Source organism: Modestobacter lapidis (genome assembly GCF_054780755.1).
Genome location: NZ_BAAGVS010000009.1, coordinates 26071 through 51795, shown reverse-complemented (window position 1 = coordinate 51795; position 25725 = coordinate 26071). Strand labels below are relative to the sequence as shown.

Genomic DNA, 25725 nt, shown 5'->3' with positions numbered 1-25725 from the left:
TGCCGAGGAAGGGAGACGTCCCGTGCCTGAGGCCAGGGTGATCCCGCTGCACCCGGGGGACGACGAGCCGTCGACGCCGGCTCCGCCGCCGGGCTGGGACGCGCAGCTCGCCGACGTCCTGGACTTCCTCCGTCGCCGGATGACCGGCAACTACGACACCGACGAGTTCGGCTTCGACCCCGACCTGACCGACCACGTGGTGCTGCCGCTGCTGCGGCCGTGGTTCCAGCGGTGGTTCCGGGTGGAGGCGCAGGGGCTGGAGAACGTGCCCGACGTCGGCGGCGCGCTGGTGGTGGCCAACCACTCGGGCACCGTTCCGGTCGACGCGCTGATGACGACGGTCGCGCTGCACGACGAGCACCCGGCGTCCCGTCGGTTCCGGCTGCTGGGCGCGGACCTCGTCTTCCAGGTGCCGTTCATGGGCGCCATGGCCCGCAAGATGGGCGCCACCCTGGCCTGCAACGAGGACGCCGAGCGGCTGCTGCGTGCCGGTGAGCTGGTCGGCGTCTTCCCGGAGGGCTTCAAGGGGGTGGGCAAGCCGTTCAGCGAGAGGTACACCCTGCAGCGGTTCGGCCGGGGTGGTTTCGTCACGGCGGCTCTGCGCACCGGGGCGCCGATCGTGCCGTGCGCGATCGTGGGCGCCGAGGAGATCTACCCGATGCTCGGCAACGCCCGGATCGCCGCGCGCGTGCTCGGGCTGCCGTACTTCCCCATCACGCCGACGTTCCCGTTGCTCGGCCCGCTGGGCGCGGTGCCGCTGCCCTCGAAGTGGTTCATCGCCTTCGGTGAGCCGATCGAGACAGCGGCCTACGGACCGGGCGCCGCCGACGATCCGATGGTCGTGTTCAACCTGACCGACCAGGTGCGCGAGACCATCCAGCACTCGCTCTACAGCCTGCTCCTCCAGCGGAGGTCCGTCTTCAGCTGACCCGACGAAGGGGCCCGGAGGGTTCCTGAGGAGGGGCAGCAACGCAACAGGCTGGAATACGGACGTGCGGCGGAGCCGGCACGCCGTGACGACGGGAGGGCGGAGCCCTCCCCGAGGAGCGGCATCAGCGGCTCAACGCACGTGGGGCACGGCCGCTGGCCGCGGTGTGGCCCGAAGGGTCACCATCAAAACGGCCAGCGGTTGCGGCGGCGCAGCGCGAGCAGGCCGCCCACCACACCGCCGGAGAGCGCTGCCGCGCCCACCGTGGGGACGCCGATCTTCGCGGCCTTGCGCCCGGTGCGGAAGTCCTTGACCAGCCAGCCGCGGGAACGGGCGACGGCGCGCAGCTCGCTGTCGGGATTCACCGCCACCGCGGTGCCGACGAGGGTGAGCATCGGCAGGTCGTTGGTGGAGTCGCTGTAGGCGGTGCAGCGGGACAGGTCGAGGCCCTCGCGCTCGGCGAGCGCACGCACGGCCTGTGCCTTGGACTCACCGTGCATCATCTCGCCGACCAGCCGGCCGGTGAACCGTCCGTCCACGACCTCGGCGACGGTGCCGAGGGCGCCGGTGAGGCCCAGCCGGTGGGCGATGATCGAGGCCAGCTCGACCGGGGTGGCGGTGACCAGCCAGACCCGCTGGCCGGCGTCCAGGTGCTGCTGGGCGAGGTTCCGGGTGCCCGACCAGATCCGGTCGGCCATCAACTCGTCGTAGATCTCCTCGCTGGCCTGCTTGATCTCCTCGACGGAGCGCCCGGCGACGAACGCGAGCGCGTTGTCGCGGACGGTGTGCATGTCGATGCTGCTCTCGGTGCCGGCGATCCGGAACTTCGCCTGCTGCCAGACGAACGAGGCGACGTCGCGGGTGGTGAAGTACTGCCGCGCGGCCAGGCCGCGGGCGAACCAGAACAGCGACGCACCCATCATCATCGTGTTGTCGACGTCGAAGAAGGCCGCGGCGGTGCGGTCCTGCCGGGGCGCCGGCGGGAGTTCGGTCTCGGCCGCGGCGGCCGAGGCCTCGCCGGCGACGAGAGCCCGGGTTTCCTCGTCGACCAGGTCCGTGGCGACCCGCGCCGACCGGCCTCGGAAGGGCACTCGGACCACCGTGCTCACCCCCTCCGGCGGAGCGTCCGCCGCCGCGCCCGACCCTAGCGGCGGAGCCCGGTGGGCCCTCGGTCCGCCCCGCCACCGGTCAGCAGAGGATCGGCAGCCCGAGGGCGCTGACGCACAGCGGCAGCGGCAGGTCGATGACCGGCGGGGTGCTGGACCGGGGCGGCGCCGGGGTGGCGGCCCGCGGCGGCGTGGGCACCGGCAGCCGGTCGGGACCGGGCTTCCCGGCGGTGGGCGCCGACGGCAGGCCGGCCGTGTCGCCACCGTTGGCGGCCGTTCCTGCGGCGCCGCCGTGCGCCCCGCCGGAGTACCCCGGTGCCTCGCCGGCCGTTCCGGGGGGCACAGGCACGTCGGGAACCGCGGATGCGCGGGCCGGTGACGCCGCGGGTGCGGGCCCCGGCTCGGCGGTGCCCGCACCGGGCGGGTCGGCGGAGGCGTCCGTCGCGACGTCACCGGTGCCCGATCCGGCCTCCGCATCACCCCCGGCGCCCTCGCGGGTGGCGGTGCGGGTGGTGGCCGGGGAGCACGGTGCGGGGAGCGGGCCCAGGTCGTCGGTGCCGGTCGTCGCCGGGCCGGCGCCGCAGCCGAGCGCCGTGACCAGCGCGGCTGCCCGGTCGGCCACCGCGGTGGCCAGGCCGGTGGAGCTGCGGAGGGCGGGCCCGACGGGCTCGGGCACGGCGGCGCTGAGCGCGGCGAGCCCGGTCTCCTGCCCGGCCGCCCAGGTGGCGAGGTCGGCGAGGGCGGCGGGGTCGCCGGCTGCCACCGACCGGGTGGTCACCTCCCACGCGCCCTGCGTGGTCTGGCGGTCCATCGTGGCGAGCGTGTCGGCGACGACCTCGCCGTCGATGTCCCCGTCGGTGTCCCCGTCGGTGTCCCCATCGATGTCGCCGTCGGGCACCGCCGTCGTCCCGGCCGGACCGGGGGCGGCGGCCGGCACCGCGGTGGCCGGATCGCGGGTGAGCGCGGTCAGTTCGGTCAGCCGGGTGCTGGCGAACTGCAGCAGCGTGCGCCCGCGGGTGGCATCACTGGCCAGCGCCAGCCGGGTCTGCTCGCCGCCGCGTTTGACGTCGTACAGCAGGTCGCCGGGGGCGGCGTCCTGGGAGACGGCCAGCACCCCACCGAGCGCGCTGACGGCGAGCGCCGCCCCGGCCAGGCCCGCGCTCAGGCGGCCCCGCCGACGGGACCCGCCACGGAGCAGCCGGGCCAGACGCGGCAGCGGGACCGGCGCGCGGACGGCGCCGCCGCCGGGCGGGCGGACGGCGGCCATGGCGACGAGCCGCGCGCGGGTGGCGGTGCGGTGCTCCTCCGCCGGGGCGGCGGCGAGCCGCGTGCCGACCGACTGCAGCCGCACCACCAGGGCGTCCTCGCGCGGCGTGGGGGAGTGATGCGGAGCGCGGCCGGGGCCGTCGTGGCGCGACAGACTCATCGCTCTCCCCCCGGCGGTCGTCGTTGCGCAGTGCGCGCAAGCAGATCTCTTCCGTGTCGACGCTCCGTGGCAGCGTTTCTCCGGCGGGTGGTCAACGAGCGGGGAGCCGGTGCGGTTACGGGGTGCTCGCCGGTGATCTGGGCAACACCCGTCACAGCAGGCCTTCGGGCAGCAGCGCTGCCAGCCGCCGGATGGCCCGGTGCTGGAGGGCCTTGACCGCACCCTCCTTCTTGCCCATCGCCGCGGCGGTCTCGGCGACCGACAGGCCCTGCAGGAAGCGCAGCTCCACGCACTCGCGCTGGTCGACGGACAGCTGCCGCACGCCGGCCAGCAGCTCGACGTCGGCCATCGACCGGAGGACCGACTCCTCGGGGCCGGCGGTGACCTGGTCGGCGTCCCGCATGTCGGCGGTGGTGACCTCCAGCCGGAACCGGCTGCTCTTCACGTGGTCGAGCACGATGTTCCGCGCGATGGTGACCAGCCAGGCGCCGACGTCGCGGCCCTGGAAGGACAGCGAGTCGATCCGGCGCAGCGCCCGGACGAAGGTCTCGCTGGTGAAGTCCTCGGCCGTGGGCCGGTCGGCCACCCGGTGCAGCAGGAACCGGAACACGACGTCGACGTACCGGTCGTAGAGCAGGCCGAAGCCCTCGGCGTCACCGGCCTGCGCGCGGCGCACCAGCTCCCACACCGCCACCTGGTCGTGGTGCTCGGGCGCGGGCTCGGACGCGGATGCCACCATCCCCACCCCGGACGGCGACGGGCGGGGAGCCAGCGGCGGGCCCGCCCCGGCGGCCGGGCGCGCACGTGGACCGGGCGCGGCGCCGGCGGGCCGTGCCGGGTCGGTCCGGGGACGCGGCACCGGCCGCGCGGCCACCTGCTCCGGGGCGCCGGCGGCAGGCCGGGACGCCACGGGCCGGGGGCGGGACATGCCGGTGGAACCTCCTCGTCCGCCCCGCCGAGCCGGATGGCTCGGGCTCCCGCCGAGATCGCGCGCTGCGGGCCGACGACCATGGTGACAACATCGGGGCGCTGCGTCCACGCGGCGTCGCCGGCGGCGGTGCGCGCGCGACCTCGGGAGGTACCGGTGCCGGCTCGCGGACCCGCTGGGGGCGCCCGCACGTTCGACGGCCTGGTGCACCGGGCCGCCGCGGCGCGGGGCGGATCGCCGGCGCTGGTGGAGGGTGACCGGCGGATCTCCTGGGCCGAACTCGACGCCCTCGTCGACCGGGCCGCCGCCGGGTACGCCGCTCGTGGCCTCTCCGCCGGCGACCGGGTCGCCGTCCAGCTGCGCAACGGCATCGACTGGGTGCTGGCCACGGTGGGGGCGCTGCGGGCCGGCCTGGTCGTGGTGCCGGTGAACACCGCCTACACCGAGGACGAGACCGCCCACCTGCTGACCGACTCCGGCGCGCGGCTGCTGGTGGCCGGGGCGGCCGGGGCGGCGGTGGCCGGTGTCCCGGTGATCGCCGGCCCGCCGGCCGCCGACGGCCCGCCGCCGCCGGCGCCGGACGACCCGGGTGCGCTGGCGTTGCTGGCCTACACGAGCGGGACGACGGGCCGCCCGCGCGGCGCCATGCTCACCCACGCCGCGCTGCTCGCCAACCAGCAGCAGTGCCTCGCTCTCGACCCGCCGCCGGTCCGGGCCGACGACCGGGTGCTCGTCGTGCTGCCGCTGTTCCACGTCTACGGCCTCAACGCCGGCTTCGGGCTGGTCGCCGCGACCGGCGCCTGCGCGGTGCTGGTGCCGGAGTTCGACCCGGTCGCGACGCTGCAGCTGATGGTCGACGAGGCGGTCACCGCGATCCCCGGCGCGCCACCGATGTACGCGGCCTGGCTGACCGTGGCCGACGCCGTCGGCGACGCCGCGCTGCGGCGCGCCTGCACTGCGGTGCGCACCGCCTCCTGCGGCGCCGCCCCGCTGCCCGCGGGGGTGTTCGCCGGCATGCGGGACCGCGCGGCCGTGACGGTGTGGGAGGGCTACGGCCTCACCGAGGCGGCGCCGGTGCTGGCCAGCACCCTGGCGACCGGGCGGGCCAAGGCCGAGTGCATCGGCGGGCCGCTGCCCGGCGTCGACCTCGTCCTGCGGGACACCGCCGGCGGCCCGGTGGCCGGGAACGACCCGGGCAGCCGGGTCCGCGCCGGCGTCTTCGGTGACCCCTACGGCGACGACGCCCCCGGCAGCTCCGGGGAGGAGGCCGGCGAGCTGTGCGCCCGCGGGCCCAACCTGTTCTCCGGGTACTGGCCCGACGGCGCGGACGGGCCCGATGCCGAGGGCTGGCTGCTCACCGGTGACATCGCCTACCGGGACGCCGACGGCGACCTGCGGCTGGTCGACCGCCGTCGTGACCTCGTGCTGGTCAGCGGCTTCAACGTCTACCCCGGCGAGGTGGAGCGGGTCCTCGACGCCCATCCCGGGGTGGCGGAGAGCGCCGTGATCGGCGTGCCCGACCCGCGCACCGGTGAGGCCGTGCACGCCGTCGTCGTCCGGAACCCCGGCGAGCCGGTCGGTGAGGCCGCGCTGCTCGAGCACGCGCGGGCGTCGCTGGCCCGCTTCAAGGTGCCCACCGGCGTGCACTTCGTGCCCGAGCTGCCGCACTCCCTGGCGGGCAAGGTGAGCCGGGCGCGGCTGCGGGAGCTGGGGCTGGAGCGCGCGGCCGCGGCGGCCGGGCGCGACGACGGCCCGGACCGGGACGACGACGACGGGCTGACCATCGACCCGCGGGAGGAGGTGGGCGGTGCCTGAACCGCGCCTGGAACTGCTGACCCGCGCGGGGTGCCACCTGTGCGAGGTCGCGGCGGAGACCCTCAACCGGCTGGCCGACGAGGCCGGGCTGGTACCGCGGCTGGTCGACGTCGACGCCGACGCCGACCTGCGCGCCGAGTACGGCGACCGGGTGCCCGTCGTCCTGCTCGACGGCCGTGAGCACAGCTACTTCACCGTCGACGTGGCACGGCTGCGTCGCGACCTCGGCACCGGCTGACGGGCCCGGCGCGGCCCTCGGCTACGGTGGCATGCGCCACAGCCGGATCCGCCGACCTGCGCAGACGCACGTCGCGACTTTGTACCTGCGTTCACAAGCGGTTACCGTGACGTTGCCGGGCCGCCACGTGCCCGCGCCCTCGAAGTCCTCCCGACCGCGCCGGCCACCGCCGGACCGTGATCGGACCGCTGTGGAGTCTGCCCCGTGACCCAGTCGCGGCCCCGGATCGTTCCGGAGGCCACCGTCGCCCGGTTGGCCGTGTACCTACGGGTGCTGGCCGGCCTCGCCGACGGCGGCCGCAGCCACGTCTCCTCCGGTGAGCTCGCCGCGGCCGCCGGCGTGAACCCGGCCGGCCTGCGCAAGGACCTCTCCTACCTCGGGCCCTGCGGCGTGCGGGGTGTCGGCTACTCCGTGGCCGGGCTGCAGGAGCGGCTCAGCGCGGCGCTCGGCGTCGAACGGTCCCGGGCGTGCGTGCTGGTCGGGATGGGCCGGCTGGGCGCGGCGCTGGCCGACTACGCCGGCTTCGCCAGCCGGGGGTTCGAGTTCGTCGGCCTGCTGGACGCCGATCCGGCCCGGGTCGGCGACCGGGTCAGCGGGTGCACGGTCCGTCCGGTGGAGGAACTGGAGTCGGTCGTCGCCGGCACGCAGGCCTCCATCGGGGTCATCACGACACCGGCCGAGGTGGCCCAGTCGGTCTGCGACCGACTGGTCGCGGCCGGGGTGAGGAGCATCTTGAACTTCGCGCCGGTGGCGTTGTCCGTCCCCGCGGGCGTCGACGTCCGCAAGGTCGACCTGTCCGTCGAGCTCCAGGTGCTGGCCTTCCTCGACCAGCAGCGCGACGGCGGCCCACCGCCCGTGGTCGTCCCGGTCCCGGCCGGCGCAGGAGGTGCCCGGTGAGCCTGCTCGCCGTCGGCATCAGCCACCAGACCGCGCCGGTCGCCCTGCTCGAGCAGGTCAGCATGTCCGGCGACGACCGGGTGAAGGCCCTGCACGAGCTGGTCGGCTCCGACCACGTCTCCGAGGCCCTCGTGCTGGCCACGTGCAACCGCATCGAGGTGTTCGCCGAGGTCGACCGCTTCCACGGCGGGGTCACCGACGTCAGCCGGGTGCTCGCCCGGCACGCCGGCACCACCGTCGAAGAGCTGGCGCCCTACGTCACCGTGCACTACGAGGACCAGGCGATCGGGCACCTGTGCACCGTCGCCGCCGGGCTGGACTCGATGGTCGTCGGGGAGACCCAGGTGCTCGGCCAGCTCCGCGCCGCCTACGCCCTCGCCCAGGAGGAGGGCACGGTGGGCCGCGAGCTGCACCCGATCGCCCAGCGGGCGCTGCGGGTCGGCAAGCGGGTGCACGCCGAGACCGGCATCGACAAGGCCGGTGCGTCGCTGGTGTCGGTGGCCCTCGACCGGGTCGGCGCGACCCTCGGTGACCTGGCCGGCCGGCCGGTGCTCGTCGTCGGCGCCGGCTCGATGGGCGCGCTTGCCGCCACCACCCTGGCCCGCCGGGGCGCCGTCGTCACCGTGAGCAGCCGGACGCCGGCGGGCGCCGCGCGGCTGGCCGAGTCGATCGGCGGCCGCTCGGCCGACCTCGAGACGCTGCCGGACGAGATCGCCGCCGCGGACGTGCTGGTCACCTGCACCGGCGCCACCGGCACCGTGGTCGGCACCGACGTCGTCGGCGCGGCGCTGGCCGGGCGCGCCGGCCGGCCGCTGGTGATCGTCGACCTGGCGTTGCCGCGCGACGTCGACGCCGCCGTGGCGGGCCTGCCCGGCGTGCACGTCGTGGACCTGGCGATGCTGCAGGGGGAGCGCGCCGCGCACCCGGGCCGGCCGGTGGCCGGTTCGGTCGCTGCCGACGACGTCGCCGCCGCGTACGCCCTGGTGGAGCTGGAGACCTCGCTGCTGCGGGCCGAACGGCAGGCCGCCGCCGTGGCACCGACCGTCTCCGCGCTGCGCAGCCAGGCCGCCGAGGTCGTCGACGCCGAGCTGCTGCGGCTGTCCACCCGGCTGCCCGACCTCGACTCCCGGGCCCGCAACGAGATCGCCCGGACCGTCCGCCGGGTCGTCGACAAGCTGCTGCACGAGCCCACCGTGCGGGTGAAGGAGCTGGCCGGCTCGCCCGGCGGCACCGACTACGCCGACGCGCTCCGGGCCCTGTTCGGGCTGGGCATCGGCGTCGACGGCGACACCGCCACGCTGTCCGACGCGGTCGCGCTCGACCCGGACCTGCCGGCCGGCACCCGGCTGTCCGCCCTGGACCTGCGCCTGGGTGACGTCGACGTCCGCCCCGGGGGTACCTCGTGAGCGGCACGCCCACCCCGGTGCAGCAGCAGGCGCTGCGGCTGGGCACCCGCGCCAGCCGGCTCGCGCTGACCCAGTCCCAGCACGTCGCCGACGCGCTCACCGCAGCCACCGGCGTGCCGGTCGAGCTCGTGCACGTGAGCACCTACGGCGACCGCTCGCAGGCCGCGATCAGCCAGCTCGGCGGCACCGGCGTGTTCGTCACCGCGCTGCGCGAGGCGCTGCGCGCCGGCACGGTCGACCTGGCGGTGCACAGCTACAAGGACCTGCCGACCGCACCGGAGCCGGACCTCGCCCTGGCCGCCGTCCCGCCGCGGGAGGATCCGCGGGACGTGCTGATCGGCCGCGACGGCCGCACCCTGGGTGAGCTGCCGCCGGGCTCGCGCGTCGGCACGGGCGCCCCGCGGCGGATGGCCCAGCTGCGCGCCCTCGGCCTCGGGCTGGAGATCGTTCCGATCCGCGGCAACGTCGACACCCGGCTGGGCCGGGTCGCCGGCCGGCCCGAGGACGGCCCCGGTGACCTGGACGCCGTCGTCCTGGCCCGGGCCGGGCTGGCCCGGCTGGGTCGGCTGGGCGCCGTGACCGAGGTCCTGGACCCGATCCAGGTGCTGCCGGCGCCGGCCCAGGGCGCGCTCGCCGTCGAGTGCCGCACCGACGACCGCCGGGTCCGGGAGCTGCTCGCCGTGCTGGAGGACCCCACCGCCCGTGCCTGCGTGGTCGCCGAGCGCGCGGTGCTGGCGGCCCTCGAGGCCGGTTGCAGCGCACCGGTGGCCGCCTACGCCGAACTGGCCGAGGCCGAGGACGGCACCGCCGAGCTGTACCTGCGCGCCTCCGTCACCGCCCTCGACGGCAGCGACGGGGTCCGCGGCTCCACCAGCGGGCCCGCCACCGAGGCGGCCGAACTGGGCCGCGCGCTCGCCGCCGAGCTCCTCGACCGGGGCGCCGCCGCCCTGATGTCGGCCGGTCGATGACCGTGCCCGCGGGCCCCGCGCCTGCTTCCCCCATCCGTCCCGTACCACCCGCAGCGACCCCGTCCAGGGGCAGGAACAGGAGCACGCGATGACGCGCTCACGCAAGCAGACCGGCAGCAAGGGCACCATCGTCTTCGTCGGAGCAGGTCCCGGCGATCCGGGGCTGCTCACCGCCCGGGCGAGCGCGGCCCTGGCCGCCGCCGATCTCGTGCTGGTCGATGCCGACGTCTCGGCGGCCGTGCAGGACGCCGTCCGTGAGGCGCACCCCGGCCTCGAGCTGAGCACCGCCACCGGCGAGGCCACCGAGATCGCCAAGGCCGCCGTCACCGCGGCCAAGAGCGGCAACACCGTCGTGCGGCTGGTGGCCGGCGACCCGTTCACCAGCGACCCGGTGGTCAAGGAGACGCTCGCCGTCACCCGCACCAGCGTGCCGTTCGACGTGGTCCCCGGCGTGGCCGTGGGCACCGCCGTCCCGGCGTACGCCGGCGTCGCGCTCGGGGGCACCTCGGTGCAGGCCGACCTGCGTCCGGTCGCCGGCAGCGACACGCACGCCGACGGCCCGGCCCACCTGGCCGCGCTCGCGGCCGCCGCCGCCGGCACCGGGAGCACGCTGGTGCTGACGGCCGACGCCGAGCAGCTCCCAGCCACGGCGGCCGGCCTCATCGAGGGCGGCCTGTCGGCCGGCACCCCGGTGGTGGTCACCGTCGGGGGCACCGGGACGGCGCAGAAGAGCGTCGTCGCCAAGCTGTCCGCGGTGGCGGAGAAGACCGCCGGGCTCGACTCGCTCAGCGGCGCGGTCGTGGCCACCGTCGGCTCGGCCGTGGACAAGCGCGGCAAGCTCTCCTGGTGGGAGAGCCGGCCGCTGTTCGGCTGGCGCGTGCTCGTGCCGCGCACCCGGGAGCAGGCCGGCGAGATGAGCGACCGGCTGCGCGCCTACGGCGCCGTCCCGGTCGAGGTCCCGACCATCGCCGTCGAGCCGCCCCGCAGCCCGGCGCAGATGGACCGCGCGGTCAAGGGCCTGGTCACCGGGCGGTACGGCTGGATCGTGTTCACCTCGACCAACGCGGTGCGGGCGGTCCGGGAGAAGTTCACCGAGCTGGGCCTGGACGCCCGGGCCTTCGCCGGTGTGAAGGTCGCCTGCGTCGGCGAGCCGACCGCCCAGGCGGTCCGCGACTTCGGCATCGTGCCCGAGCTGGTGCCCTCCGGCGAGCAGTCCAGCGAGGGCCTGCTGGTCGACTTCCCGCCCTACGACGACGTGTTCGACCCGATCGACCGGGTGCTGCTGCCCCGCGCGGACATCGCCACCGAGACCCTCGCCGCGGGCCTGAAGGAGCGCGGCTGGGAGATCGACGACGTCACCGCCTACCGCACCGTGCGGGCCGCGCCGCCGGCCGCGGCGGTCCGTGAGGCGATCAAGGGCGGTGGCTTCGACGCGGTCTGCTTCACGTCGTCGTCCACCGTGCGCAACCTCGTCGGCATCGCCGGCAAGCCGCACGCCCGCACGGTCGTGTCGGTGATCGGCCCGGCCACCGCGGCCAGCGCCACCGAGTTCGGCCTGCGGGTCGACGTGCAGCCCGAGACCGCGGCCGTCGGCCCGCTGGTCGACGCCCTGGCGGAGTTCGCCCAGGCCCGGCGGGCCGAGGCGGAGGCCGGGGAGCCCCAGTGAGCCGCCCGGGTGCGGCGGGCGGGGCAGCGCAGCAGGGCGGGGCCACCCCCGGCTTCGCCCGGGGACGGCGGCTGCGCGGCACGCCGGCCATGCGCCGCTGGACGGCGCAGACCCGGCTGTCCCCGGCCGATCTCGTGCTACCGGTGTTCGTCAAGCAGGGCATCTCCGAGCCGGTGCCGATCACCTCGATGCCCGGCGTGGTGCAGCACACCCAGCACTCGCTGCGGAAGGCCGCGCACGAGGCGGCCGAGGCCGGCATCAGCGGGCTGATGCTCTTCGGCATCCCGGGTGACAAGGACCCGGTCGGGTCGCAGGCCGACGCCGCGGACGGCGTGGTCAACGTCGCCCTGCAGCAGCTGCGGGCCGACCTGGGCGACGAGCTGGTGCTGATGGCCGACCTGTGCCTGTGCGAGTACACCGACCACGGGCACTGCGGCGTCGTCACCCCGGCCGGTGTCGTGGACAACGACCCCACGCTGGACCGCTACGCCGCCGTGGCCATCGCCCAGGCCCGGGCCGGCGCCCACGTCATCGCCCCCAGCGGGATGATGGACGGCCAGGTCGCGGCCATCCGCGCCGGGCTGGACAGCGCCGCGCACACCGAGACGCCGATCCTGGCCTACGCGGCCAAGTACGCCTCCGGCTTCTACGGCCCGTTCCGCGAGGCCGCCGAGGGTGCGCCGCAGTTCGGTGACCGCTCGACCTACCAGATGGACCCGCCCAACGCCGACGAGGCGCTGCGCGAGGTCGCCCAGGACCTCGCCGAGGGCGCGGACGCGGTCATGGTGAAGCCGGCCGGCCCCTACCTGGACATCGTCGCCCGGGTCGCCGACGCCGTCGACGTCCCGGTCAGCGCCTACCAGGTCAGCGGGGAGTACGCGATGGTCGAGGCGGCCGCGGCGAACGGCTGGGTGGACCGGCAGCGGGCGATCCTGGAGACGCTGACCGCCATCCGCCGCGCGGGCGCGGGGTCGGTGCTGACGTACTGGGCGGTCGAGGCAGCCCGCTGGCTGCGCTGAAGGAGCGGGCGCCGGGCACACAGCCGAGCCTGGGAGAGTGGGACCGTGAGCGAGCCATACCCCTATGAGGCGCCCGTGTCGGCGCAGCTGTTCGACCGGGCCGGACGGGTGACCCCGGGCGGCGTCAACTCACCGGTACGGGCCTTCCGGGCCGTCGGCGGCACGCCGCGGTTCATGGCCGAGGGCAGCGGGCCCTGGCTCACCGACGTCGACGGGCGCCGCTACGTCGACCTGGTGGCCTCCTGGGGGCCGATGATCCTGGGCCACGCCCACCCCGAGGTGCTCGCCGCGGTCACGGCCGCCGCGCGCCGCGGCTTCAGCTTCGGCACGCCCACCGCGGGCGAGGTCGACCTGGCCGAGGAGATCGCCTCCCGGGTCGCGCCGGTGGAGCGGGTGCGGCTGGTCAACTCCGGCACCGAGGCGGTGCTGTCGGCGATCCGGCTGGCCCGCGGGGCCACCGGCCGGCCGCTGGTGGTCAAGTTCGCCGGCTGCTACCACGGCCACGTCGACGCGCTGCTGGCCTCGGCCGGCTCCGGCGTCGCCACGCTGGGCCTGCCCGACACCCCGGGCGTGACCACCGGGGCGGCCGCGGACACCGTCGTCCTGCCCTACAACGACGTCGCCGCCGTCGAGGCGGTGTTCGCCGAGAAGGGCGACCGGATCGCCTGCGTGATCACCGAGGCGTCGCCCGGCAACATGGGCGTCGTCCCGCCGCTGGACGGCTTCAACGCCCACCTGCGCCGGATCACCGCCGCGCACGGGGCGCTACTGGTCGTCGACGAGGTGATGACCGGGTTCCGGGTGTCCCGCTCGGGCTGGTACGGGCTCGAGCCGGTCGAGGCCGACCTGTTCACCTTCGGCAAGGTGATGGGTGGTGGGCTGCCGGCCGCGGCCTTCGGTGGCCGCGCCGACGTGATGGAGCAGCTCGCCCCGGCCGGCCCGGTCTACCAGGCCGGCACGCTGGCCGGGAACCCGGTCGCGGTGGCCGCGGGGCTGACCACGCTGCGGTTGTGCACCGACGACGTCTACGCCCGCTGCGACGAGGTGGCCGCCGTGCTGCGCGGCGCGGCGAGCGCGGCGCTGTTCGCCGCCGGGGTGCCGCACCGGGTGCAGCAGGCCGGCTCGATGTTCTCCGTCTTCTTCGTGCCCGACGAGCGCCAGGTGCGCGACTTCGAGGACGCGCGCAGCCAGGACACCGCCCGGCACACCGCCTTCTTCCACTCGATGCTGGCCGCCGGGGTCTACCTCCCACCGTCGGCGTACGAGGCGTGGTTCGTCAACGCCGCGCTGGACGACGCGGCCGTCGAGCACGTGCTCGCCGCGCTGCCCGCTGCGGCCCGGGCCGCAGCTGCCGCCGGGGGCGGCGCGCAGACCGCCGCCGCGAACGACGCCCAGGAACTGTCCCCGTGAGCGAGCCGGGTTCCCGCCAGAATGGCCATTCTGGCGGCGAGACGACCGTCGTCCACCTGATGCGGCACGGTGAGGTGCACAACCCGGCGGGGGTGCTCTACGGCCGGCTGCCCGGGTTCCGGCTCTCGGTCACCGGGGAGGCGATGGCCCTTGCCGCGGCGGAGTGGTTCGCCGGCAAGGACATCGCCCACCTGGTGGCCAGCCCGCTGGAGCGCGCCCAGCAGACCGCGCAGCCGATCGCCGACGCCCTGCACCTGCCGATCGCCACGGACGGGCGGTTGATCGAGGCCGGCAACGACTTCGAGGGCAAGACCTTCGGTGTGGGCGACGGTGCGATGCGGCGCCCGGCCAACTGGTGGCGGCTGCGCAACCCGTTCCGCCCGTCCTGGGGCGAGCCGTACGTGGAGATCGCCGCCCGGATGCTCGCCGCGGCCGAGGCCGCCCGGGACGCCGCCCGCGGGCGCGAGGCGGTGTGCGTCAGCCACCAGCTGCCGATCTGGACGCTCCGGCTGCACCTGGAGGCCCGCCGGTACGTCCACGACCCCCGCCGCCGGCAGTGCGGACTGGCCAGCGTCACCTCGCTGACCTACGTGGGCGACCAGCTGGACCGGATCGGCTACGCCGAGCCGGCCGGGGCGACCCCACCGGGCGTGGTGCCCGGTGCGTAGGTCGGCCCGCGCGCTCCTCCTCGCCCTGCTGGCGGTCGGCGCGCTCGCCGGCTGCTCGACCGGCGAGGGTCAGGTCGACGTCGCCAACGGCGGCGAGTTCCGCTTCGTCCAGGGCACCCCGGCCGGCGAGGTGATCCCCGTCGACGAGCGGGCGGCCGCCCCGGAGTTCTCCGGCACCCTGCTCGGCGGTGGCGACTTCTCCTCCACCGAACTGGTCGGGGACGTCGCCGTCCTCAACTTCTGGGGGTCGTGGTGCGCGCCCTGCCGGGTGGAGACGCCGCAGTTCCAGGAGGTGTACGAGGAGGTGCGGGACGAGGGCGTGCAGTTCCTCGGCCTCAACGTCAAGGACGACGAGCAGCTGGCCGGCGCCTTCCTCGAGAGCAAGGCCATCACGTTCCCCTCGCTGTTCGACCCCACCGGCGAGACCGCGCTGGCGTTCCGCGACTACCCGGCGACGGCGATCCCCTCGACGATCGTGCTCGACCGGCAGAGCCGGGTCGCCGCGGTGTACACCGGCGAGGTGCGCCAGGACGACCTGCGCGCGGTGCTCGACCGGGTGCTCGGGGAGGGCTGAGGAGTGGGGGAGACCGTCACCGGTCTGGTCACCGACGGGCCGCTGCTGGTCGCCGCCGCGGTGGCCGCGCTGGCCGGGCTGATCAGCTTCGCCTCGCCGTGCGTGCTGCCGCTGGTCCCCGGGTACCTGTCCTACGTCACCGGTCTGGTCGGCACCGGCGCCCGGACCACGGCGCCGGTTCCCGCAGCCGCGCCCGCCGCCGCCGGGGCCACCGCCACCCAGGTCCGGGCGGCGGTCGACGAGCGCTCGCCCCGCGGCCGGATGGTGCTCGGCGCGGTGCTCTTCGTGCTGGGCTTCACCGCCGTGTTCGTCGCGTTCGGCGCGCTGTTCGGCGGGCTGGGCCGGCTCCTGCTCGAGCACCAGGACGTGATCACCCGGGTCATGGGCGTCGTGACCGTCGTGGTCGGGCTGGCCTTCCTCGGCTGGCTGCCGATGCTGCAGCGCACCCGGAAGCTCACCGCCCGGCCGGCCGCCGGGCTGGCCGGCGCCCCGCTGCTGGGCGTCGTCTTCGGACTGGGCTGGACGCCGTGCCTGGGCCCCACGCTGTCGGCGGTGAACGTGCTGGCGTTCACCGAGGCCACCGCCACCCGCGGCGCGCTGCTGGGTGTCGCGTACTGCCTGGGGCTGGGCGTGCCCTTCGTGCTCGTCGCCCTGGGCGCCCGCTGGGCGATGGGGGCGACCACGTTCCTCCGCCGGCACGCCGCGGCGGTCACCCGGGTCGGCGGCGCGATGCTGGTGCTGGTCGGGTTGCTGCTGGTGACCGGCGCGTGGACCGAGATGATGCAGTGGCTGCGCAGCTGGCTGGCCGCGACCGGGCTGGGCGAGGGCGCGCCCCTGTGAGTCTGACTGCCCCGCCCCGGCCGGAGGCACAGCCCACCCCGCCGCCCCGGCCCCCGCTGCACCGCCTCGTGACCGGCCGGCTGCTGCGCTGGTGGCGGCAGCTGACCGCGATGCGCACCGCCCTGATGCTGCTGTTCCTGCTGGCGGTCGCGGCCATCCCCGGCTCGTTGCTGCCGCAGCGGTCGCTGTCGCAGGCCAGCGTCAACCGGTACTTCGCCGAGCACCCGACGCTGGCACCGGTCCTGGACCGGCTGTACGCCTTCGATGTCTTCAGCTCGCCGTGGTTCGCCGCGATCTACCTGCTGCTGTTCATCTCGCTGATCGGCTGCGTGCTGCCCCGCGCGGCCGAGCACGCCCGCGCCTCGCTGGCCCCGCCGCCGGTGGCGCCGCGGCACCTGCACCGGCTGCCGGAATCCGGTGAGATCGTCACGTCGCTGGCCCCGGACCTGGCGCTCGACGTCGCCGAGGAGGAGCTGCGGGTCCGGCGCTACCGGGTGGCCCGGCGCGAGGGGCGCGGTGCCCATTCCGCCGGGTCCAGCGGCAACGGGCCGGAGGTGTCGGCGGAGAAGGGGTTCCTCCGGGAGACCGGCAACCTGCTGTTCCACCTGTCCCTGCTGGCGCTGCTGCTCGGCCTGGCCGGCGGCAAGCTGTGGGGCTACGAGGGCAGCATCCTGGTCACCGAGGGGCAGGGGTTCTGCAACTCCTTCCAGCAGTACGACACCTACTCCACCGGGCCCCTGGTCGAGACCTCCGACCTCTCGCCGCTGTGCGTGGACCTCACCGACTTCCGGGCCGAGTACGAGCAGGACCGCACCGCGGCGTCGTTCACCGCCGACATCGAGTACGGCCCGCCGGGCGCGGAGGGCCGGGCGACCACCATCGGGGTCAACGACCCGCTGCGGACCGGTGGCGACCGGGTGTACGTCACCGGCCACGGCTTCAGCCCCTGCTTCACCGTCACCGTGCCCGGGAACGAGCCGTTCACCGACATCTGCGCCCCCTTCCTGCCCGCGGACCTGTCGACGATGGCCAGCGAGGGCGCGCTCAAGCTGCCCGACCTCGGTGCCGGCGCCACCGACCAGCTCGCGCTGCAGGGCTTCTTCGCCCCCACCGGCGTCCTGCAGGGCGGGGTGCTGACCTCGGTCGACCCGCGGCCGCTGGACCCCCAGGTCGCCGTCTTCGTCTACCGGGGCTACCTCGGGCTGGACTCCGGCCTGCCGCAGTCGGTCTACTCGCTGGACCAGACCCAGATCGACCGTGAGCGGCTGAACCGGGTCGGTGCGGCCAACCTGTCGGTCGGTGAGTCGACGACGCTGCCCGACGGCACCGTGGTCGCCTTCTCCGGCTACAAGGAGTTCGCCGCCCTGCAGCTGTCCCACGACCCGGGGCAGTTGTGGGTGCTCGGGTCCTCGATCGCCCTGCTCGCCGGCCTGCTCGGGATGCTCCTGGTCCGCCGGGAGCGGGTGTTCGCCCGGGTCCGTCCCGGCCCGGACGGCGGGGGTACGGTGCTGTCGATCGGCTCACTGACCCGGGGCAGCGCCGACACCGGGCCGCGCTTCACCGCACTCACCGACGAGCTCCGGGCGGCCCTGTCCGCCCGGGCCGACCGCACGCCCGACCCCGGTCCTGCGCCGGTCGCGCCGTCCGCCGACGGCCCGGCCCCGGAGAAGGAGATCCCACCCTCGTGATCGACCCGTCCCTGGCCTCGTTGTCGGACACCCTGTTCTCCATCACCGTCGCGCTGTACTCGCTGGCCGTGGTGGCCTTCTGCGCCGAGCTCGCCTTCGGGGCCCGCCGGTCGGCCGCCTCGCGCGAGCTGGTGGGCGCCGGTGCCGCGGTGCCCCCGGTCGCGGTTCCCCCGGCCGAGACGCCGCGCGCCCGCCGGGTGGGGCTGGCCGCGATGGGCCTGACCGCGGTGGGCGCGCTCACCCACGCCGCGGTCCTGGTGACCCGGGGGATGGCCACCGACCGGCTGCCCTGGGGCAACATGTACGAGTTCGCCACCGCGACCGTGCTCGTGGCCGTCGTCGCCTTCACGGTGCTCGCCGTACGCGCGCCGGTGCTGCGGCACATCGGGGTTTTCGTGCTCGGTCCGGTGGTGCTGTCGATGGTGGCCATCGGGCTGTTCCTCTACGCCGAGGCCGGGCCGCTGGTCGCCGCGCTGCGCTCGAGCTGGCTGGCCGTGCACGTGAGCACGGCGATCCTGGGCTTCGGCATCTTCTTCGTCAGCGGGCTGGCCAGCATCCTGTACCTGGTGAGGTCCCGGTTCGAGGAGAAGCCGGCCGGCGAGATCCCGCCGAACTCGATGCTGGCCCGGCTGCCCAGCGCCGCCGCGCTCGACCGCACCGCCCACCGCACGGTCGTCTTCGGCTTTCCGATCTGGACGTTCGCGGTGATCGCCGGGGCGATCTGGGCGGAGAGCGCCTGGGGCCGTTTCTGGGGCTGGGACCCGAAGGAGACGTGGGCGTTCATCGCCTGGGTCGTCTACGCGGCCTACCTGCACGCCCGCACCACCTCCGGGTGGCGGGGCCGCCCGTCGGCCTGGGTCAACGTGGTGGGCCTGGCCGTCATGGTGTTCAACCTGCTCTACGTGAACATGGTGTCCACCGGGCTGCACAGCTACGGCGGCGTCAGCTGACCCGACCCACCGGCGCGCGGTTCCGGATCTGGTGACGCAGCGTCACCTCATCGGCTGGTCCTGCCGCGCCGCTCCGTAGGGTAAGTGTTCGTGAGCGGCGGACATGTCATCCTGTGCGGCATGAATGATGGCGGTGGGATCACCGTGGGTAGGCACACCGCCGGCGATGGGGCCGGGATGCACCCGCTCGTCGCTGCCGCGCTCGAGGCGCGGCAGCGCCCGCGGACCGGCGCGCACCGGCCGGCGGCCGCCGGGGCGACGCCCGAGGGCGAGGGCGACCTGGGCTGGCCGGGGTCACCCGGCGACGGCGACGGCCTCGGCTGGCCGGGAGATGCGGACGCGCAGGCCGCCGACGTCCCGGCGCCGAAGCGGTCGGCCTGGCGCCGGTTGTTCGGTGGCGCGGAGCGGGCGCGGCAGGACACCAGCGCGGCCTGAACCCCCAGGGATCGGGAGAGCCGCGCACCGGGACGGCCGTAGCCCCGTCCCCGGGAGGCCTGAGAACGCGGCGCAGCCGTTCCGCCGCCGCACCGGAGGTGGCAGGCTAGCTAGGGGCGCCGTCGTCCCGGCGGGCCCGCCGTTCCAGCTCCCGCAGGAACTCGGGGTCGTCGTCGGGCGCCACCGGCCGGGTGGGTCGCGCGGCCCGGGGCGGCCGGGACGGACGCGCCGGCCGGGACGGCGCCCCGGTACCACCCTGCGCCGCACCAGCGCGCACCACCAGCACGACCACGGCCACCGCGATCACCAACATCACCAGGAAGACCACCCGGTCACCCCCCTCGTCCGGTCCAATGTACGTCCGCGGCGATACTCGGCGGCGGTGATCCGGTTCCGAGGGGGCCGGGTGCGGGGGAGGGCAGCGAGCGGAGGAACGTCATCGACGCGGTGGACGACCAGTTGATCAGCCTGCTGCGGGCCAACGGCCGGGCCAGCTACGCCGAGCTCGCCCGGCAGGTGGGCCTCTCCGCGCCGTCGGTCCACGAGCGGGTGGGCAAGCTGGAGGCCTCCGGGGTGATCACCGGCTACCGGGCGGTCGTGGACCCGGCGGCGGTCGGCGTGGGCGTCACCGCGCTGGTCGGGGTGATCGAGAGCGACTCCGTCGACGACACCGGCCTCGAGGAGGCGATGGCCCGGCTGCCCTCGGTCGAGGACTGCTGGCGGGTCGCCGGCAGCGAGGGCTACGTGCTCAAGGTCAGGGTGTCCGACATCGCGGCACTCGAGGACACCATCAGCGCGTTGAACCGGATCAGAGGCGTCGCCCGCACCCGGACGACCGTCGTGCTGTCGACCAAGTGGGAGGGCCGTCATGGCTGACCAGTCCGTACCTGCCCCGACCGGGGCGCAGGCCGCACCCGGCGCCCCCGCGCCGAAGGTGCTGCCCTGGCTGCTGGCCTACACGCTGGGCCGGCTGGCCATCGTCGCGGTGCTGGTGGCCGTGATCTGGTTCGCCGGCCTCCCGGGCCTCCCCGGCCTGCTCTTCGGGGTGCTGCTGGCCATGCCGGTGGCGTACTTCGCGCTGCGCCCGGTACGCGAGCGGCTGACCGCCGCGATCGTCGCGCGGGCCGAGGCGAAGGAGGCGCTGCGCGCCCGGCTGCGCGGCAGCGACACCGACGACGCCGCGAGCTGAGCTGTTCCCCGTCGCGGTGGGGGAGCGGGATGGCGGGGTGCGCCTCGCCGGCCAGCCGGCGATCGGTCAGTCGTTGGCCAGTGCCACCCGCACGCCCAGACCGATGAGCACCGCGCCGGTGACCCGCTCGACGGCGGTGCGCACCCGCTCCCGGGACAGCGCCCGGCCCAACGAGCCCACCGCGAGCGAGAACAGCCGCCACCAGAGGACCGCCAGGCCGAGGAACGCGGCCGCCAGGACGCCGGTAGTGGATGCCGGCTCCCCCGGGGACACGAACTGCGGGATGAGCGTCAGGAAGATCAACGCGATCTTGGGGTTGAGCAGATTGCTCACCAGGCCCTGGCGGAAGGCAGCGCGCCGCCGCACCACGGGCGCCGGCGCCGGGGCGGTGACCGCGGCGGCTGCCTCCGGCTGCTGCCTCGAGTGCCACAACGTCATCACGCCCAGATAGACCAGGTACGCAGTCCCGACGAACTTAAGAACCATGAAGGCCGTCGCCGATGCGGCGAGGATCGCCGCCAGGCCGATCGCGGACGCCGCGGCGTAGACCGCGATGCCCGCGCAGCACCCCAGCCCGGTCCACCACGCCACCCGGGCGCCGCCCCGCACCCCGTTGCGCAGGACGAGGGCCATGTCCGGGCCCGGGGCAAGGGTGAGGACCACCACCACAGCGAGGAAGGGCAGGAACTGGGCGGGCACCCGGTCACTGTAGGCAGCGGCTCGGCCCTCCGGAGCGGTACTGCCGCCCGTGGGCAGGGTGTGCGCACGGCCCGCACGCTGCCGGCGGTCACCGCACCCCGACGGTGCGGGCTGTTCCTCAGCTCAGGGCCAGGCCGGCCCCGAACAGCACTCCGGTGACCAGGGTCAGCTGGCCGGTGGCCTTCAGCGCGCCGATCAGCACCGGGCCCGTCCCGCCGCGCAGCACCACCCGCACCGGCGGCACGGCCAGGGGCAGCGCCAGCAGGCCGAGCAGCGCCCAGGGGCGGGCCGCGCCGATCAGGGCGACGAGCACGAAGGCGGCGACCGCCAGCGCGGTGAAGAGCACCCGGGTCGGCTGCTCACCCATCAGCACGGCCAGGGTCCGCTTGCCGACGGCGGCGTCCCCGTGCACGTCGCGCAGGTTGTTCACCACCAGCAGCGCCACGATCAGCAATCCGATCGGCACCGCGGCGGCGACGGCCAGCCCGTCGAGGCTGCGGGTCTGGGCGAACGTCGTCCCGACCACCGCCACCGGGCCGAAGAAGACGAAGACGAAGACCTCGCCCAGCGCCCGGTAGCCGTACGGGACCGGCCCACCGGTGTAGGTCCAGGCGGCCAGGATGCAGACCGCGCCGACCGCCACCAGCCACCAGCTGGACAGCGCAGCCAGGCCCAGCCCGGCGAGCGCCGCGACGGCGAAGGCCAGCACCGCGGCGACGAGCACCTGGCGGGGCGAGGCCACGCCGGAGCCGACCAGCCGCATGGGCCCCACGCGGTCGGCGTCGGTGCCGCGGCGGCCGTCGGAGTAGTCGTTGGCGTAGTTGACCGCGACCTGCAACGCGAGCGCGACGACCAGCGCCAGGACGGCGGGGCCGAGGCGGAAGCCGTCCAGCGCGGCGGCGGCGCCGGTGCCGACGAAGACCGGCGCGACGGCGGCGGGCAGGGTCCGGGGGCGGGCGCCCTCCAGCCACTGGGCGGCGGTGGCCACTACTGGTCTCCTTCGGTCAACCACGCGATGACGGCGCGGCGGTCGGGCTTGCCGGTGTGCAGGGTCGGCACGGCGCCGACCGTGTGCAGCTCGCGGGGGGCGGCGGCCGGGCCGAGCCGCCCGGCGACCCAGCGGCGCAGCTCGTCGAGGGTGGGCGCCGCGCCGGCGGCGGGGACGACGGCGGCGACCACCCGCTGCCCCCACTCCGGGTCCGGGCGGCCGGTGACGACGGCGTCGGCGACCGCGGGGTGCTCGCGCAGCGCGGCCTCGACCGCCTGCGGGACGACGTTGACCCCGCCGCTGATCAGCACGTCGTCCAGCCGGCCGGACACGGTGAGCCGGCCGTCGTCGTCCAGGCTGCCCGCGTCCCGGGTGCGGAACCAGCCGTCGGCGAACGCCGCGGCGGTGCCGGCCGGATCGAGGCGGTACCCGAGCGCCAGCACCGGCCCGGCCAGCCGCACGCCGGCCTCGTCCACCCGGACGCCGACCCCGTCGAGCGGGACGCCGTCGTACACGCACCCGCCGGCGGTCTCGCTCATCCCGTAGGTGGTGCGCACCGCGACCCCGGCGTCCCGGGCCCGCTGAAGGAGGGCGGTGTCGGTGGCCGCGCCGCCGACCAACACCCCGTCGAACGCGGCCAGCGCCTCGGGCTCCGCGGCGAGGAAGCGGCGCAGCTGGGTGGGCACCAGCGAGGTGTAGCGCCGGTCGCCGGCCGGCAGGCGGGCCAGCGCACCGGCCAGCGGCTCGCCGTGGCCGAGCACCGCCGGGGTGCGGCCGGTCAGCGCGCTGCGGCACAGCACCTGCAGCCCGCCGACGGCCGAGGTGGGCAGGGCGAGCAGCCAGCTGCCCGGACCGCCCAGCCGGGTCAGGGTCGCCGTGGCCGAGGCGCGCAGCGCTGCGGCGGACAGCAGCACGCCCTTTCCCCCACCTGCTGGCCCGGCGCCGGTCGAGCCGGAGGTGACCACGACCAGGTCGGCGCCCGGCTCCAGCGGTTCCCCGGGCCGCAGCACCGCCCGTGCGGCGGCGGCCGGGCCGGCGCCGGCGGGCAGCACCGCCAGCGGGGCGTCGCCGTCCAGGCAGGACCGCAGCGCGGGCCAGACGGTGTCGAGCACCGCGGCGGCGTCGTCCGGGCCGGGAGCCGGCACGAGCTCCATCTGCCTGGCCACGAGGAGCCAGGGTACGTCGCACCGTCGGCGGCCCCGATGGGCTCCGAACTACGCTGACCCCGTGATCGCCCCGGCAGCCGGCGGCGCGGAGCCGGCGCTGGTGGCGCACGTCTACCGCGTGCCGCTGCGCACCCGGTTCCGCGGCATCGACGTGCGCGACGGGGTGCTGGTGCACGGCCCGGCCGGCTGGGGTGAGTTCTCGCCGTTCTGGGACTACGACGTGGCCGAGAGTCGCCGCTGGTGGGGCGCCGCCGCCGAGGCCGCCGTCCTGGGCTGGCCGGCGCCGCTGCGCACCAGCGTGCCGGTCAACGTCACCGTCCCGGCGGTCGGCCCGGAACGGGCGCACGCGATCGTGACCGCGTCGGGGTGCCGGACGGCGAAGGTCAAGGTCGCCGAGCCCGGGCAGTCGCCGGCCGAGGACCTCGCCCGGGTGGAGGCGGTGCGCGACGCGCTCGGCCCGGACGGCGCGATCCGGGTCGACGCCAACGCCGCCTGGGACGTCGACACCGCGGTGTCCCGGCTGCGCGAGCTCGACCGGGTGGGCCTGGAGTACGCCGAGCAGCCGTGCCCGACGCTGACCGACCTGGCCGCGCTGCGCCGCCGGGTCGACGTCCGGATCGCCGCCGACGAGGTGGTGCGCCGCTCGGCCGACCCGCGCCGCGTCGACCTGCGCGAGGCCGCCGACGTCGTGGTGCTGAAGGTGCAGCCGCTGGGCGGGGTGCGGGCGGCGCTGGAGGTGGCGGAGGCGCACGGGCTGCCGTGCGTGGTCTCCTCCGCCCTGGAGAGCTCGGTCGGGATCGCCGCGGGGGTCGCGCTCGCGGCCGCGCTGCCCGACCTGCCCTTCGCCTGCGGGCTGGCCACCATCGCGCTGTTCACCGACGACGTCAGCACCGAGCCGCTGCTGCCGGTCGGCGGCGCGCTGCCGGTCCGCCGTCCCGCGCCCGACCGGCTCGCCGAGGTCGCGGCCGACCCGGGCACCGACCGTCGCTGGCGCGAGCGGCTGGCCGCCGTCCGGTCGGCCGGGGGAGCGGCGTGAACCCGTCCACCGCCTTCGCCCGGGTGCTGGTCGACGAGCTGGTCCGCGGCGGGGTCACCGACGCGGTGCTCGCCCCGGGTTCCCGGTCCGCGCCGGTCGCGCTGGCCCTGGCCGCCGCCGAGACGGCCGGCCGGCTGCGGCTGCACGTGCGCATCGACGAGCGCACCGCGGCGTTCCTCGCTCTCGGCCTGGCCAAGGCCGCGGGCCGGCCGGTCCCGGTGCTCACCACCTCGGGAACGGCGACGGCACACCTGCACGCCGCCGTCCTGGAGGCCTCGCACAGCGGCGTCCCGCTCCTCGCGCTGACCGCCGACCGGCCGCCCGAGCTGCGTGGCACCGGCGCCAACCAGACCGTCGACCAGCCCGGTCTCTACGGCGGCGCGGCCCGCTGGGCCGTGGACGTGGGCGTGCCGGAGGCGGGCCGCGAGGAGCAGCAGAACAGGTACTGGCGCTCGCTCGTCGCCCGCGCGCTGCTCGTCGCCCGCGGTGACCTGTCGGCCGACCCGGGGCCGGTACACCTGAACATGGCGCTGCGCGAGCCGCTGATGCCCGGCGCGGAGCCGCCCGCCGCGCTCGAGGGCCCCTGGGCGGGCCGGGCCGACGGGGCGCCGTGGACGGCGGCGCGTCCGACGGCGGACGCCGCCCCCGCTCCGGCGCGACGGCGGCCCCGGACACTGGTGGTGGCCGGTGACGGGCCGGCCGGGTGGGGCCGGGTCGCGGCGGACGACGCGGCCGGCGTCCTGCCGGTGGTCGCCGAGCCCAGCAGCGGGGCCTGGGGCCGCGATGCCGTGCGCGGCGGCGTGCTGCTGCTGGGCGCGCCGGAGTGGCTGGCCGAGCACCGCCCGGACCGGGTGGTCGTGGTGGGCCGCCCGACGCTGTCCCGCCCGGTCGCCGCGCTCCTCGCCGACCCCCGGGTCGAGGTGGAGACGGTCGCGGCCACCCCGCGGTGGTCCGACGCCGGCCGGTCCAGCGCCGCCGTCGGGCTCCGCGTCCCGACCGGGGACGGGGCCGGCGACAGCTCCTGGCTGGCCGGCTGGCGGTCCGCCGCCGCCCGGGTCGGCACGGCGGTCGACGCGGTGCTCGACGCCGAGCCGGCCCTGACCGCCGCGCGGCTGGCCCGCGACGTGGTGGCCGCGCTGCCGGCCGGCGCGCTGTTCGTGCTGGGGTCGTCGTCCCCGGTCCGGGACGTCGACCGGCTGGCCGTGCCCCGCGGGGACGTGACCGTGCTGGCCAACCGCGGCGTCGCCGGCATCGACGGCACCCTGTCCACCGCGATCGGCGCGGCCCTGGTGCACGGTGGGCCGGCGTTCGCGCTGATGGGCGACCTGACGTTCCTGCACGACCTGACCGGCCTGCTCACCGGGGAGGGGGAGCCGGTGCCGGACCTGACCGTGGTCGTCCCGGACAACGACGGCGGCGGCATCTTCGCCCAGCTCGAGCCCGGGCAACCGCAGTACGAGGCGGGTTACCGGCGGGTGTTCGGCACCCCGCACGGCCGCGACCTGGTCGCGGTGGCCCGGGCCCTGGGCTGGGCGGCGGGCTCGGTCACCGATGCCGGACAGCTGGGCGCCGCGCTCGCGGCCGGGGGGCCGCGGGTCGTCGTCGTCCGCACCGACCAGCGCGCCGAGGCCGCGCTGGCCACCCGACTGCGCGAGGTGGCCGCGGCCGCGCTGCGCTGAAGCCGG

At 76.2% G+C, this 25725-nt stretch carries 26 protein-coding genes; 19 read left to right on the top strand and 7 right to left on the bottom strand.

Features of this window, described 5'->3' with window-relative positions:
* Positions 1-22 precede the first annotated feature (22 nt).
* Positions 23-928, top strand: coding sequence for a lysophospholipid acyltransferase family protein (locus ACYVG5_RS11650; protein WP_460683201.1), 906 nt, complete (start codon positions 23-25; stop codon positions 926-928).
* A 185-nt stretch (positions 929-1113) separates the two neighbouring features.
* Here ACYVG5_RS11650 and ACYVG5_RS11645 read toward each other — a convergent pair whose 3' ends face one another.
* The 3 genes from ACYVG5_RS11645 to ACYVG5_RS11635 form a co-directional block, all read right to left on the bottom strand.
* Positions 1114-2019: an HAD family hydrolase gene (locus ACYVG5_RS11645; protein ID WP_460683200.1), complete on the bottom strand. Its 906-nt coding sequence runs from the start codon at positions 2017-2019 to the stop codon at positions 1114-1116.
* Between the two features lie 97 nt (positions 2020-2116).
* Positions 2117-3460, bottom strand: coding sequence for a DUF5667 domain-containing protein (locus ACYVG5_RS11640; protein WP_222049402.1), 1344 nt, complete (start codon positions 3458-3460; stop codon positions 2117-2119).
* A 151-nt stretch (positions 3461-3611) separates the two neighbouring features.
* Positions 3612-4196 carry a sigma-70 family RNA polymerase sigma factor gene (locus ACYVG5_RS11635; RefSeq protein WP_460683199.1) on the bottom strand — a complete coding sequence of 195 codons (585 nt, stop codon included), beginning with the start codon at positions 4194-4196 and terminating at the stop codon, positions 3612-3614.
* Between the two features lie 348 nt (positions 4197-4544).
* On the opposite strand from ACYVG5_RS11635, the gene ACYVG5_RS11630 reads away from it, so the two are divergent.
* The 14 genes from ACYVG5_RS11630 to ACYVG5_RS11565 all read left to right on the top strand — a co-directional run bounded on the left by ACYVG5_RS11630 (position 4545) and on the right by ACYVG5_RS11565 (position 18962).
* Positions 4545-6203, top strand: a complete 1659-nt coding sequence (locus ACYVG5_RS11630) for an AMP-binding protein (RefSeq protein ID WP_460683198.1) — start codon at positions 4545-4547, stop codon at positions 6201-6203.
* Positions 6196-6441, top strand: a complete 246-nt coding sequence (locus ACYVG5_RS11625) for a glutaredoxin family protein (RefSeq protein ID WP_222049404.1) — start codon at positions 6196-6198, stop codon at positions 6439-6441. The genes ACYVG5_RS11630 and ACYVG5_RS11625 overlap by 8 nt, the downstream gene beginning before the upstream one ends.
* Positions 6442-6645: 204 nt before the next feature.
* Entirely contained in the window at positions 6646-7338 is a 693-nt protein-coding gene (locus ACYVG5_RS11620; protein WP_222049405.1) for a redox-sensing transcriptional repressor Rex, read from the top strand.
* Positions 7335-8744 carry a glutamyl-tRNA reductase gene (locus ACYVG5_RS11615; RefSeq protein ID WP_222049406.1) on the top strand — a complete coding sequence of 470 codons (1410 nt, stop codon included), beginning with the start codon at positions 7335-7337 and terminating at the stop codon, positions 8742-8744. Before ACYVG5_RS11620 ends, ACYVG5_RS11615 begins: the two co-directional genes overlap by 4 nt.
* The gene (gene hemC / locus ACYVG5_RS11610) at positions 8741-9712 is read left to right on the top strand and encodes a hydroxymethylbilane synthase (RefSeq protein WP_460683197.1); all 972 of its coding nucleotides are present in this window, start codon (positions 8741-8743) and stop codon (positions 9710-9712) included. The genes ACYVG5_RS11615 and hemC overlap by 4 nt, the downstream gene beginning before the upstream one ends.
* Positions 9713-9800: 88 nt before the next feature.
* On the top strand, positions 9801-11378 hold the full coding sequence (locus ACYVG5_RS11605; protein WP_222049407.1) for a uroporphyrinogen-III synthase: 1578 nt from the start codon (positions 9801-9803) through the stop codon (positions 11376-11378).
* Positions 11375-12397 (top strand): porphobilinogen synthase, encoded by a 1023-nt coding sequence (hemB, locus tag ACYVG5_RS11600; RefSeq protein ID WP_222049408.1) that lies wholly within the window; start codon positions 11375-11377, stop codon positions 12395-12397. Before ACYVG5_RS11605 ends, hemB begins: the two co-directional genes overlap by 4 nt.
* Positions 12398-12442: 45 nt before the next feature.
* On the top strand, positions 12443-13807 hold the full coding sequence (gene hemL, locus ACYVG5_RS11595; protein WP_222049409.1) for a glutamate-1-semialdehyde 2,1-aminomutase: 1365 nt from the start codon (positions 12443-12445) through the stop codon (positions 13805-13807).
* Positions 13804-14475, top strand: coding sequence for a histidine phosphatase family protein (locus ACYVG5_RS11590; protein ID WP_460683196.1), 672 nt, complete (start codon positions 13804-13806; stop codon positions 14473-14475). The genes hemL and ACYVG5_RS11590 overlap by 4 nt, the downstream gene beginning before the upstream one ends.
* Entirely contained in the window at positions 14468-15049 is a 582-nt protein-coding gene (locus ACYVG5_RS11585; RefSeq protein ID WP_222049410.1) for a TlpA family protein disulfide reductase, read from the top strand. Before ACYVG5_RS11590 ends, ACYVG5_RS11585 begins: the two co-directional genes overlap by 8 nt.
* A 3-nt stretch (positions 15050-15052) precedes the next feature.
* Positions 15053-15889 (top strand): cytochrome c biogenesis CcdA family protein, encoded by an 837-nt coding sequence (locus ACYVG5_RS11580; protein ID WP_222049411.1) that lies wholly within the window; start codon positions 15053-15055, stop codon positions 15887-15889.
* Positions 15886-17577, top strand: a complete 1692-nt coding sequence (gene resB / locus ACYVG5_RS11575) for a cytochrome c biogenesis protein ResB (protein ID WP_460683195.1) — start codon at positions 15886-15888, stop codon at positions 17575-17577. Before ACYVG5_RS11580 ends, resB begins: the two co-directional genes overlap by 4 nt.
* Positions 17574-18527 (top strand): c-type cytochrome biogenesis protein CcsB, encoded by a 954-nt coding sequence (ccsB, locus tag ACYVG5_RS11570; protein ID WP_222049412.1) that lies wholly within the window; start codon positions 17574-17576, stop codon positions 18525-18527. Before resB ends, ccsB begins: the two co-directional genes overlap by 4 nt.
* Positions 18528-18647: 120 nt before the next feature.
* Complete coding sequence (locus tag ACYVG5_RS11565; RefSeq protein WP_460683194.1) at positions 18648-18962, top strand: hypothetical protein; 315 nt, start codon at positions 18648-18650, stop codon at positions 18960-18962.
* A 106-nt stretch (positions 18963-19068) separates the two neighbouring features.
* On the opposite strand, the gene ACYVG5_RS11560 is transcribed toward ACYVG5_RS11565, so the two are convergent.
* Positions 19069-19290, bottom strand: a complete 222-nt coding sequence (locus tag ACYVG5_RS11560) for a hypothetical protein (protein WP_222049414.1) — start codon at positions 19288-19290, stop codon at positions 19069-19071.
* Positions 19291-19409: 119 nt separating this feature from the next.
* Between ACYVG5_RS11560 and ACYVG5_RS11555 the strand changes: the two genes are divergently transcribed.
* A complete protein-coding gene (locus ACYVG5_RS11555) occupies positions 19410-19838 on the top strand; it encodes an Lrp/AsnC family transcriptional regulator (protein WP_222049415.1) in 429 nt (142 codons plus the stop codon).
* Entirely contained in the window at positions 19831-20151 is a 321-nt protein-coding gene (locus ACYVG5_RS11550; protein ID WP_222049416.1) for a DUF4229 domain-containing protein, read from the top strand. The genes ACYVG5_RS11555 and ACYVG5_RS11550 overlap by 8 nt, the downstream gene beginning before the upstream one ends.
* A 66-nt stretch (positions 20152-20217) precedes the next feature.
* On the opposite strand, the gene ACYVG5_RS11545 is transcribed toward ACYVG5_RS11550, so the two are convergent.
* From ACYVG5_RS11545 to menE, 3 genes are all read right to left on the bottom strand, one after another.
* Positions 20218-20850, bottom strand: a complete 633-nt coding sequence (locus ACYVG5_RS11545) for a LysE family translocator (RefSeq protein WP_222049417.1) — start codon at positions 20848-20850, stop codon at positions 20218-20220.
* Between the two features lie 118 nt (positions 20851-20968).
* A complete protein-coding gene (locus ACYVG5_RS11540) occupies positions 20969-21838 on the bottom strand; it encodes a 1,4-dihydroxy-2-naphthoate polyprenyltransferase (protein WP_222049418.1) in 870 nt (289 codons plus the stop codon).
* On the bottom strand, positions 21838-23004 hold the full coding sequence (gene menE / locus ACYVG5_RS11535; RefSeq protein ID WP_460683193.1) for an o-succinylbenzoate--CoA ligase: 1167 nt from the start codon (positions 23002-23004) through the stop codon (positions 21838-21840). Before menE ends, ACYVG5_RS11540 begins: the two co-directional genes overlap by 1 nt.
* A gap of 61 nt (positions 23005-23065) precedes the next feature.
* On the opposite strand from menE, the gene ACYVG5_RS11530 reads away from it, so the two are divergent.
* Positions 23066-24040: an o-succinylbenzoate synthase gene (locus tag ACYVG5_RS11530; RefSeq protein ID WP_222049419.1), complete on the top strand. Its 975-nt coding sequence runs from the start codon at positions 23066-23068 to the stop codon at positions 24038-24040.
* Positions 24037-25719 carry a 2-succinyl-5-enolpyruvyl-6-hydroxy-3-cyclohexene-1-carboxylic-acid synthase gene (gene menD, locus ACYVG5_RS11525; RefSeq protein WP_222049420.1) on the top strand — a complete coding sequence of 561 codons (1683 nt, stop codon included), beginning with the start codon at positions 24037-24039 and terminating at the stop codon, positions 25717-25719. Before ACYVG5_RS11530 ends, menD begins: the two co-directional genes overlap by 4 nt.
* Positions 25720-25725: the final 6 nt, after the last annotated feature.